Consider the following 10,434-nt stretch of genomic DNA (forward strand, 5'->3'; position numbering starts at 1 on the left):
GCTCTCTGCGCAGGCGGAGGTGATCCGTCGGTGGGGTCGACCTGGCTGAGGTGCCGGTCGTGCTCTCTGCGCAGGCGGAGGTGATCCGCCCGTGACGATGGATGCGTCGCGGCTGCTGATGTGCTCTCTGCGCAGGCGGAGGTGATCCGGACGGGGTCGAGGGCTCCGCCGGATCCCCGGGGTGCTCTCTGCGCAGGCGGAGGTGATCCGTGGCGTGATGACGAGGCCAACCACGGAGCAGCGTGCTCTCTGCGCAGGCGGAGGTGATCCGCTGTACCCGCCGTACTTCACGGCCACGTACAGGTGCTCTCTGCGCAGGCGGAGGTGATCCGGTCTCCGATCGCTGCTTGGCGAGGTCAGAGAGGTGCTCTCTGCGCAGGCGGAGGTGATCCGGGTCGCCCTCGGCCTGGGTGTACTCGGCGTCGGTGCTCTCTGCGCAGGCGGAGGTGATCCGCACCCGTCCGCTGCGAGTCGGGACCCGGCGGAGTGCTCTCTGCGCAGGCGGAGGTGATCCGGTCTGCCGCAGAGCCCGGGCGCCGCCGTCGTCGTGCTCTCCGCGCAGGCGGAGGTGATCCGGTGACGGTGACGGCGGTGCCCGGGTGGAGGCCGTGCTCTCCGCGCAGGCGGAGGTGATCCGATGCTTGACACCGGAGTGAGCCAGGCCGAGGCGTGCTCTCCGCGCAGGCGGAGGTGATCCGCAGACGTACGACCAGACGCGCACCCTCAACGCGTGCTCTCCGCGCAGGCGGAGGTGATCCGGCGTCACGTGCACCGAAAGCGTGGGGTCGCCGGTGCTCTCTGCGTAGGCGGAGGTGATCCGCCGGCGGATCGGAGGGCCCCGCAGCAGCAGGAGTGCTCTCCGCGCAGGCGGAGGTGATCCGGTGGTGATGTCCGCGCCGGTTGTGCCGAGGACCGTGCTACCGACTCCTTGCTCGATCGCCTGCAGCTCCCGGTAGGCGGACCGGGAAGCCTGGACGGTCTTGTGGTCGAGGTCGTCGACCTTCCAGGCGGCGTCCACGATGAGGGCAGCCATCTGGCCGTGCGGGCTGAGGAAGTTGTGCCGGGCCAGCAGGTCGGCGGGACGGTCGACTCCGAGAGCGTCGGCGACGAGCCGTGTACGGAGTCCCGGCGGGGTGGAGGGAGACATGAACATATTTCGTGCGGTGCTGTGCAAAGAGCTGGGGGTCACGAGCGGGTGCGGTCGGGACCGTGGCTGCGCGGTGGGAGCCGCAGGCGTCTGCGGACGACTTGTGGGTGCTGATCGCGCCGCCGCTGCCGTCCTGCCCCAAGCGATCGCCGGGGTCGTAGCCGGTGTCGGACCGGTCCTCCGCCGGCTTGAGCAGAAGCCCGACGTGGCCGGTAGCCAGGGTGTGCACGTCGTACGGATTGTCGGGCGTCAGGGTGTCAGGGCGTCAGGTTCGGCGATCAGGTGGTCCTGCATGGCAACGGGAAGCGACCGGTCGTCGGCGAGACGGATGTAACGGATGTAGGTGGGTGCGGGCGATGGTGCCGCAGGTGTCGGCATGGGCCCGTGCGTCGGACATCATCACCGCTGGGGAGAGTCGTCCGGTTGCAGGATCGCCCCTAGGATGAACGGCGTACGGTCAACACGGCTTGACGGTGCCGGACGGACAGGACAACGGGGGGACAATGACCAGCCCGAGCCAGGCCCCAGAGCAGAGCAAGGCCCATGAGCCGCATCCCTACATCGGGGGGCGCAATGCCGTGCTGCGCGCGCTCACCGGGTGGCGGATGGAGTGGCCGGGTGCGCCTCGGGTCGTCATCCTGACTGGGAGTCCGGGCACCGGGTGTTCGCGGCTGCTCACGGGGTTCCTGATGCTCTGCGATCCGGAGCATCGCAAGGGGATCGAGCTGGACGCGCTCGATCCGGCGACCGTGCCTCCGGACCTGCCCGCACCCGCGGTGCCGAGCGTCGCCGGGCTGACGGCAGCGCAGACCCTGTGGCTGCTCGCCGATCACTACGAATTGTCCGCGACCCGCACCGCCGACATCTTCCCCGAACTCGGTCAACTCCCGTTGTCCGGACGGCCGGTGACGATCGTGGTGCCGGATGTGGATCGGGCCGGTCCGGTGCGGGGGGCGGGTGAGCCCGCGCGCGTGGTGCGGGACGTGCTGAAGCCCCTCGCCGCCGTCGAGTCCATACGCCTTCTCGCCGACGTGCCCCGGGAGTTCGCCGTCGAGCTCGCCGAGGGCCTGCCGCCCGGCGTGGCCCAGATCATCGACCTCGACGCACCCGAGTGGGCCGACCCCGAAGGGCTTGTGCTGCAGGCCGAGGCGCTGCTCACTCCCCAATTCGGCGCCCCGGAGCTGCCGTTCACGACCGAGCCTGACGCTCGACGCGCGCTCGCCGAGGCGATCGCCCGGCACGCGGGAGACGGCGCGGGCAGCCGCCTGACCGTGCATCTCGCCGTGCGGTCGATCCTGATGCACCCGGAGGGGTTCGACCCGGCGGATGCGAGCCAACTGCCCGGCAGCGTCGGCGAAGTGCTCGATCTGCACGCCGAGCGACTCGACACCCACCCCCGCACCCTGCGGCAGATCCTCGCGCCCCTCGCCCTTGCCGAGGGCGACGGCCTGCCCGTGCACCTGCTGACCCCGCTCGCCTCCGCCGTCGCCGAGCGGGACATGAGCGAGGACATGGCACGGGGCATGCCGCTCGTCGCCCCCTTCATCCGCCCCATCGAGAGGGACGGCGAAGGCATCCCCGAGGACGAGCGGACGCTCATCGGATTGCAGCACCCGGGCATCGGCGAGGCCGTTCGGGCAGGCATTCCGGATGTTCCGGGCGCTCAGGCGCGTATCGCCATGGAATTGCTGGAGGCCGTACCCCATCAGGACTGGGCGAAGGCAGGGGCGTACGTTCGCGATCGCATCGCGGGACACACCCTGGAGGCCGGTTTGCTCCCCCGGCTCCTCACCGACCCCGGCCTGTTCGCCCACGCCGATCCGGTGCGGTTGCGCGCCGCGGTGGAGGCCGTACCCCCGGAGCAGCTGGACGCACCGGCGCGCACATATCTGCGTACGGCCCCGCTGCTCACCCGCACCCAGGCGCCCGCCATCCTTCGGGCGGCGCTCCTGGAGACCGCGTTCGTCGAAGACGGACTGCCGGAGTACGCGGCGGTGTTGCGCCGCATAGTGCCCGAGCTTCCCTGGCACACCCTGTGGAGCGTACCGGTCGCCGGGGTCGATGCCGTGACCGTCGGAAAACTGCCCCCGTCCGCGGTCGCGTCGGACAGCGCCGCGGAGGCCCCTGCCGAGCAGGAGCCTGCGGAGTCGGCTCCGCTCGCCGTCGCCGTGAGCGTGGTGCCTCAAGGCACCCCGGGTTCAAGCCCGTTGAAGGCCGACGATCCCAAGGCCCCCGCCGTGCTGGTGCAGGACCTCGGCACCGGCTCCGTCATCGATGCCGACCCGGCCCAGATCCTGCGCCCCTCGGATGACGAGCGTGCCACGGGGCCGCTCGGGTTCAGCCGCGGTGCCGACTATGTACGCGTCTGGCGTCGCGGCGAGCAGAAGGGCGACGAGACGGTCGTCACGGCCCTGATCTCCGCCACGCCCTTCACGGGAACCGACCTCTCCCCCGACGGCATCCTCCTCGTTGCCACGGAAAGCGGTGTGAAGGCGCTGCAGATCCGCCCGGCGTAGCCCTATGCCCGACCGCCATAGCCCTATGCCACGACCGCCGTAGCCCTATGCCACGACCGCTCGGCGCACCGTACCCGACCTCCGGGCAGCCGAGCCCGAGCCCGAGCCCGTACAGGCCCCGAGCCCAAGCCGGAAGCCGCACGGGCTCCACAAGCCCCCGGGCCCGATGCCCACCCGACCGCCCCTGACACCCACCCACCGCAGACCGTTAGCCTCGAAGGCTCAAAGCCCCGGAGCCCCGGAGCCCCGGAGCCCCGGAGCCCCGGAGCCCCGGAGCCCCGGAGCCCCGAAGCCTCTCGAAGGCGCCCGCCCGCATCAGACCGCCTGCACCCAGGCCCACTCGGACGAGGGCCGCGCAGCGCCCGGCATCGACCCCGGCCGCACCGGCCCCGTCCGCCCGAAGACTCGAAGGGAGTTCCCGTGATCAGCCAGGAGCAGGCGCTCGCGACCGCCGAGGGGTGGCTCAACCCCGAGGGACAGGAGCGCCGTGAGGTGCGGATGCAGGAGTTCGATCTGGGCTGGGTGGTGTGGGCCGCGGCCCCGCCGATCGAGCGTGACCCGGTCACGGGCAAGCGCCGGCCGCCGGCCACGATCGGCCACTCCTGCGGTGTGGTCGACCGCCGCACCGGCGAGCTGAGCACCTGGCCGTCCGTGCCGGTCGAGGAGGTCGTGCGGATGTATCAGCAAAAGCACGGCGGCGGCCAGGAGACCGCGCCGCCCGCGCAGCCGCCGGTCACCGGCCCCGGCAACACCACGGTCATCACCTACGTCGACCCGCGCACCGGCGAGGAGACGAGCCTCTTCAAGAACTCCGCCCCCGGTCTGCCGCACTCCGAGTTCCAGGCCATGGCGGAGATCCAGAGCCTCGGCGTCCCCGCGCAGAACGTGGTCGCGATCCACACCGACCTCAGCTCCAGCCTGCTCCCCGGCGGGTACCCGGGCCGGCTGATCGGCCGTGTCTACCCCAACGCCCGGTTCTCCTGCACGCAGGAGTACGGCCTGCGGGGCGAGGAGCGCGCCGAGGCGATCGCCGGGCTGCTCCAGCACGTCGAGATGATGCACCAGATCGCGGGACAGCAGCCGCCGCCACGGCCTCACCGCGCCCCGGTGCCGACCGACGTCGAGCCCGCCGAGCCGCTCCGCGATGTTGCCCTGGGTCGCGAGCTGACAGAGGCCTTCGGCGCTGACGGCGTACGTCGCTACGACGCCGACGATGTGGCGGCCACCCCGCTCCCCGAGGCCACCAAGGCCACGCTGACATGGGCCGGGCTTCCGACCGACATCCCGTTCTTCTTCACGGCCGACAGCCCGGAGGTGGAGCTTCCGGCCGGCCTGTTCGGGAATGCCGCCGCGCATCTGCGCGAGGTCGGCTCCCAGGCGAGCGCCGACTCCCTCGCGTTCCTGGAGGGTCACGTCAGGATCGGCACCGACGGGGTCGCTCTGATCACCGTCCAGTGCACGGGGTCCGATCTGGAGGGTGAGCCGGTCGGCCAGCTCTGGGCCGTCACTCCGGAAAACGGCGCGGGCCGCCGCGTCAACGCCTCGGTGTCCGCCTTCGCCCGCTCCCTCGCGCTCCTGGACACCACGCGCGAGGAGATGATCGCGCTCGACCCGATCATGGCGGGCAGGGCCGTCGCCGACTTCCAGGAGCAGCTCGTCGCCATCGACGCATCGGCCCTGGACGACCCGAGGAACTGGTGGTCGGTGATCGTCGAGCAGATGTGGCACGGGTTGTTCTGATCGACCCCCATCGCTTGGAGGCGCGGCGCGTTGCCGACAACGCGCCGCGCCTCTTCGCGTACGTACGAATTCTGTACGCGCACTTGAGGCAGCCCACGCCGTGCACCAAGTGTGGATGGGGGATACGGAGCGGGAGGCGGGCTACATCGGGCGCCGGGACATGCGCTACAACCCGCGGCTCAACGGACGCGCCTGATCGGACGGCCAGGACGGCCAGGACGGCCGCGACAGTCAAGACGGGGAGGGAGTACCGGACCATGGGCCGACGCTACGAAGTGGACGGCTACACCGCCGAGTTGGACGACGACTTCCGGGTCGTCTACCGCAATCCACGAGGCAAGAAGCTTCAACAGGTACCGGACCGGCTCGCGGACACCGAAGGCGTACGCCGGCTGTATCGGCTGCGGCGGGCGCTCACGAAACACCGGAGGGACGCGCGCGTGCAGGCCGAAGCCTGGGCCACCGCGGGCACGCGCGTGCCCCTGGCCCTCGCCGAGTCCGATGCCGAGTGGCGCGAGGCACTCGATGACGCCGGCGTCGACCTAGCGGCTGACCTGCCCGCATCGGATGCCGACGAGGACGAGGCGACGCTGATCGCCCGGACGTACATCCACCCCGACGGCCACACCATGACGCTCCTCATGAAGGCCGCCCCCTTCGCACACCACTGGGACGCGCTGCTGGCGTCGCAGGAGGAATGGGAGCTGACGGACACCTTCGCGACCGGCATTCGGGCTCCGGGGGACGCCGGGGACAGTGAACTCCCCTTCCCCGAGCGGCTGATGGCGGCGCACCCCGGCCGGGAGCAGGAGGCCCTGGAGGCCGCCTACGCCTTCGGCTGGAGCCTCTGGGGCAGCCCAAGTCTCTACAAGTCCATCCTGGACGACGACTTGGAGAACCTGGCCGCGACGGCACCCAGGTTCCTCCCCGCCTTCCTCGACGAACTCGCCGACATGTGCCTGAAGGAGGGCGGAAAGCACAAGGAGTACGCCACCGGGTACTTCACGCGCGCCAGGAACGCCGAACGTGAGCACCACACCAAGCCCGACGAGCGATGGCTTGACGCCCGATACGCCACCTTCGCGGACCATGGAGCGCTGGCCAGCGGGGCGGTACGCGCGCGTGCCAAGGAACTGGCTCCCCGAGGCGCGGTGGTTTCGCCGGACCAACTCTGGCGATTCCGCGACGTACTCGTACGGCGCGTACACACGCCCCACGACCTGTATCCGGGCATGGCCGCGGATCTGCTCAAGGTGGCCCGGGCGGCGGGAGCGAATCCCGAGTCCGAAGTGGCCGCACTGCTCGAGGACATCGTGCCGAGGGTCGGGCTGTGCGCGGGCGACACGGACAAGTTCTGGGTCGACGCCCTGAAGGGGAAGGCCCTGGAGCTGCTGGTCGAGCGACGCCCGGAAACGGTGCACGACGTACTGCGGCTGATCCCCGACGACGCGAACAGCGCGGAGGACTGGCTGTCGCTGCTCCGACGCAGCGGCGCCCTGGCCCTGGTGACGGGCGAGCGGCCGGGGCTCCCCGCCGGTGAGGCCGCCCGCCTGCTGCACGACTGGCTGGCGAGCGAACCGACGTGGCGTGTGCGTAGTGACGAGCTGTACGACCTGGCGGTGCGCCTCGCCCCACGCCTGGCGGCCGACGACGTCCCGGTGCGCCTGCCCTATCCCGGTTCCGATCCCGCGCCTGACCACGGGCGGGCCCCCATCCCGCTCGACCTGGCGGACGAACTCCTCGAACACGGCGTGCCGTTGGCCGACCCTCCGCCGAAACTGGGCAGTCCGGGCGCCGCCCACATGCTCGTCCACCGGCGCCCGCACCTGACCTGGCTGCTCGCAGACCCGCGCTTCGCCCGCGAGCTGCGCGGCGGGCTCGACAGCGAACTCGAGCTGGAGGGGCTACCGGAGGCAGGGATCTCGTATCACCGTTACTACCGCCCGCATCACGCCACCGAACTCGACAGCTGGCAGAGCACCCCCGGCATCTGCCGCACGCCTCTGGGCCGTGAGGTGCTGCGCGTCTGGCTGGACCGCCAACGCGCACGTCTGCGCACAGGCCTCGACCTGAACGGTCTCGTGCGCGTGCTCGCCCCCTTTGTGCATGTCGGCGGGGCCGTCGACGAGCTGCTCAAGGACGAGGCGGCGGCGCGGGAGTTCACGGCGGTGGACGTGGTCGCACTGGTCCTGGCCGACCTTCCGATCCAGGCCGATCGTCCGGCGGTCGAAGGGCTGATGGCCACGATGCGCCCCGAGGACCTGATCGGCCTGAGGCCCATGCCTGACCTGCGTACACGGATCGACCAGACCCTGCCCGACCTGTCCGAGGTACAGGTGGCCCAGGCCTGGAAGGCGCTCCAGACAGGGGTCAACTGCCAGGAAGGGCTGAGGCGCCTTGTCGCGCGCCTCTCCGGCTGATACGCCGACACCGATGTGTCCCTTGTTGTGTCCCTTGTTGTGTCACTCGTTGTGGAGGACGTACGACCACGCGGGCTGCTCGCCGCCCCTCTCATCGGCTTCGGCCAGTTCCCCCAGGACCCAGTAAGTGATCTGTCCCCGCTCGGAGTTGCCTGGAGGAAGGAGGGCACGGGTGCGGAGCCCGGTGACCCACAGTGCGACCATGGTGAGGAAGCTCTCCAGGCTGCGTGCAGCGGGCAGCCCGGCCAGATACTCCTCGTCGGGCCCGGTCGGGACGCGCAGGATGTGTCCGGTGGGCCCGTCGATGACGATTTCGCCCCCCATCCACTTGCCGATCTGGAAGAAAGGCCCGCGTTCCGCCACGGGTTCGACGTCACCCGGCCAGCTCACCTCGTCGAAGAGGTCGACTTCCCAATTCCCGTACGGCAGTAGCGCCATGGCGCCCTCGTTCATGTCCGGCAGGCCGAACTCGGTGCAGAGCTCGCGAGTAGGCTGATGGGTCAACTCATCGGGAAGTTCCTCGGATTCGGCCTCGTAGATGTCGTCTTCGCCGAAAAGCGCGATCAGGTCTCTGTGGTTCGGGGGCGTGGCATCAATGGGGCGGCTTGGGCCCGCGTCCGCGTAATCCCAGGACAGGGGCTGTTGCCGGGAGCCGAAGGTGTCCGAGGGGACCACGCCGTCCGCTGATTGGATGGCGATCAGCCCCAGGTTGCCCCCGAACACGACGACATTGCCCACGGTCAGTGAGGTGCAGGGAAGCAGGAATGCGTTTTTGCTTCGAGGAGGGGACGACGAGTCGAACAACTCGCGGAGGTGTGTGGGATGCCTGGAACTCTCGCCGGCCTGTGAGGCCGATGGGGACGGTGTCGTAGTCGACGGGGGAAAGGCCAGGTCCGTGCGATGTTCCTGCGGAATCTCATCCTGCTCCCAGGGGCCTGCGACGAGCTCACCCGTCTCCAAGTCCCGGATGGAGACATACGGTTGCGGCGATCCGTCTACCGTACGCTGCTGCAACCCGGCAATGGCGGACCGCCCCTGCCGGCGCACTTCCGCCAGCCTGACGAACCTGCCCGCTTCGAGGAAACGGGCATGGTATCCACCCGGCGGCCGCCAGTGGGCCCACTTCGTACGCCAGGGAAGTGAGACACCGGACGAAGCCACGGACGACGCGAATTCGAGATCGTCGCGCGACCAGGCCATCAAATGCAGCCAGGAAGCCCACTCACCCTGACTTTGCGGTACAACTCCCCATCCCCACAAATGAATTGCATCGGCGGCGGGACTGTTTCCGGGGATGACGAAGCTGCGGCTTCGCGCCGAGTCCATGAGTGCGGTCTGCGGTAGATGGGCCACCGTACGTCCATCGCACAGGAGTTCTTCGTACGTCCCCGCCTGCACGGCGTGCATGGCGAGCCCAGTGGCCGCGTACAGGCCGACGGCACCGTGCTTGGCCCACCCCTCGGGGTGGCGAAATCCCGGAGCCGAGCGCATCAGCCAGGCAACCACATGCCTATTGACACGGGAGAGTTCGGCGGATTCGACCTCCCGACGCAAGGCCTCGGCCAGGCCCTCGTCGACGAAGGAAACCCCGAGAGGCCCGAGCCGAAGAATTCCGGACTCTTCCCTCGCGAATTGAGCGAGTTCGTCTTCGGATGCCGCTTCACCGGTCAGCGCGGTGACGAGTTGGACCCAGACAGGGACGGGTACGAAGCGGGGCTCGGCCAGTGCCAACGCCCGCACCGCAACAGACTCTGTCACCGCCGGCAGAGACTCGACGGCCGACGCAGACAGCCGAAACACCGCCCTGGGATCAACGCGGGCCGGCAGCAACTCGGGAACCACATGGACCACCACGGCCAACTTGCCACGCGTCAGCCACGGAAGGGTCCGGGTCACCAACCGCTCGGACTCGTACGACCGCCGTGTCGGCCCGGCACGATGGGCGTTGACGACCAGCAGCAACCGCTCCTCGGGCCATGCGCCGAGCGCGAAACGCCAGTCGTCCCGTTTGTCCGCGGACAGATCGACTCCGAGCGCCGTGAGGGACTGCTGCATGACCTGCTCGGCGGTGAGACCGGTGGCGTCGACGACGACACTGCCGGGCACGTGGTCGTGTGTCTCCCGCATGACGGCCGAGGCGTCATGGCCGTCCGAAGCGACAAGAAAGGCCACCTGGCCGCCGAGCCCACCCTCACGCCACCATGCGCCGACGCGACCGGCGACCTCTTCCTCGGGGATTCCGGGGATTCCGGGGGTGTCGGCGGTTGGCTCGGGCATGGTCCTCCTCAGTTGCGCGATGACTCCTCGACCCTACGCGTGGTGGGCGGTGGCGGAATCAGGCCGGGGCAGTCGCGACGCGGCGCAGCACCACGTCCCAGTCGTCCTCGCTCGGCCAACCCGCCAAGTCGGCGAGCTGCCATGTCTCGTCGCCCACGGGGAAGGTCTCACCGATGCGGAGGATGTGAGTCTGCTCCTCGGTGGCGAAGGTCGCGAGCCGAACCCTGACCGAGGCGTCGGACTCCCTGTAGATATCGCTCACTGAGAACCTCGCGTTCTCGGACTTTCGCTGGATCCCGTGCCAGAGATGAATCGTGTCGGCATTACTCACTTC

General features: G+C 69.8%; 5 protein-coding genes and 1 CRISPR repeat array (1 of these 6 cut by a window edge). Of the genes, 3 read left to right on the forward strand and 2 right to left on the reverse strand.

What is annotated here, in order from left to right; translation table 11 throughout:
• Positions 1–881: direct repeats of the CRISPR family, unit length 29 nt; unit sequence GTGCTCTCTGCGCAGGCGGAGGTGATCCG; it begins 124 nt to the left of the window's first position.
• Positions 882–1,650: 769 nt separating this feature from the next.
• The 3 genes from ACWD6P_RS06355 to ACWD6P_RS06365 all read left to right on the forward strand — a co-directional run bounded on the left by ACWD6P_RS06355 (position 1,651) and on the right by ACWD6P_RS06365 (position 7,823).
• Positions 1,651–3,663, forward strand: a complete 2,013-nt coding sequence (locus ACWD6P_RS06355) for an ATP-binding protein (protein WP_451442878.1) — start codon at positions 1,651–1,653, stop codon at positions 3,661–3,663.
• Positions 3,664–4,083: 420 nt separating this feature from the next.
• Complete coding sequence (locus tag ACWD6P_RS06360; protein ID WP_451442879.1) at positions 4,084–5,403, forward strand: SUKH-4 family immunity protein; 1,320 nt, start codon at positions 4,084–4,086, stop codon at positions 5,401–5,403.
• Between the two features lie 257 nt (positions 5,404–5,660).
• A complete protein-coding gene (locus tag ACWD6P_RS06365) occupies positions 5,661–7,823 on the forward strand; it encodes a hypothetical protein (protein ID WP_451442880.1) in 2,163 nt (720 codons plus the stop codon).
• Positions 7,824–7,865: 42 nt separating this feature from the next.
• On the opposite strand, the gene ACWD6P_RS06370 is transcribed toward ACWD6P_RS06365, so the two are convergent.
• Positions 7,866–10,100: an SUKH-4 family immunity protein gene (locus tag ACWD6P_RS06370; protein WP_451442881.1), complete on the reverse strand. Its 2,235-nt coding sequence runs from the start codon at positions 10,098–10,100 to the stop codon at positions 7,866–7,868.
• 58 nt (positions 10,101–10,158) lie between these two features.
• On the reverse strand, positions 10,159–10,431 hold the full coding sequence (locus ACWD6P_RS06375; protein ID WP_451442882.1) for a DUF6406 domain-containing protein: 273 nt from the start codon (positions 10,429–10,431) through the stop codon (positions 10,159–10,161).
• Positions 10,432–10,434: the final 3 nt, after the last annotated feature.

This window comes from Streptomyces sp. NPDC002446 (genome assembly GCF_053595675.1).

Coding starts and splice junctions, on each gene's coding strand:
- ACWD6P_RS06370 (WP_451442881.1), bottom strand. CDS start 10,100: ATGCCCGAGCCAACCGCCGACACCCCCGGAATCCCCGGAATCCCCGAG.
- ACWD6P_RS06355 (WP_451442878.1), top strand. CDS start 1,651: ATGACCAGCCCGAGCCAGGCCCCAGAGCAGAGCAAGGCCCATGAGCCG.
- ACWD6P_RS06365 (WP_451442880.1), top strand. CDS start 5,661: ATGGGCCGACGCTACGAAGTGGACGGCTACACCGCCGAGTTGGACGAC.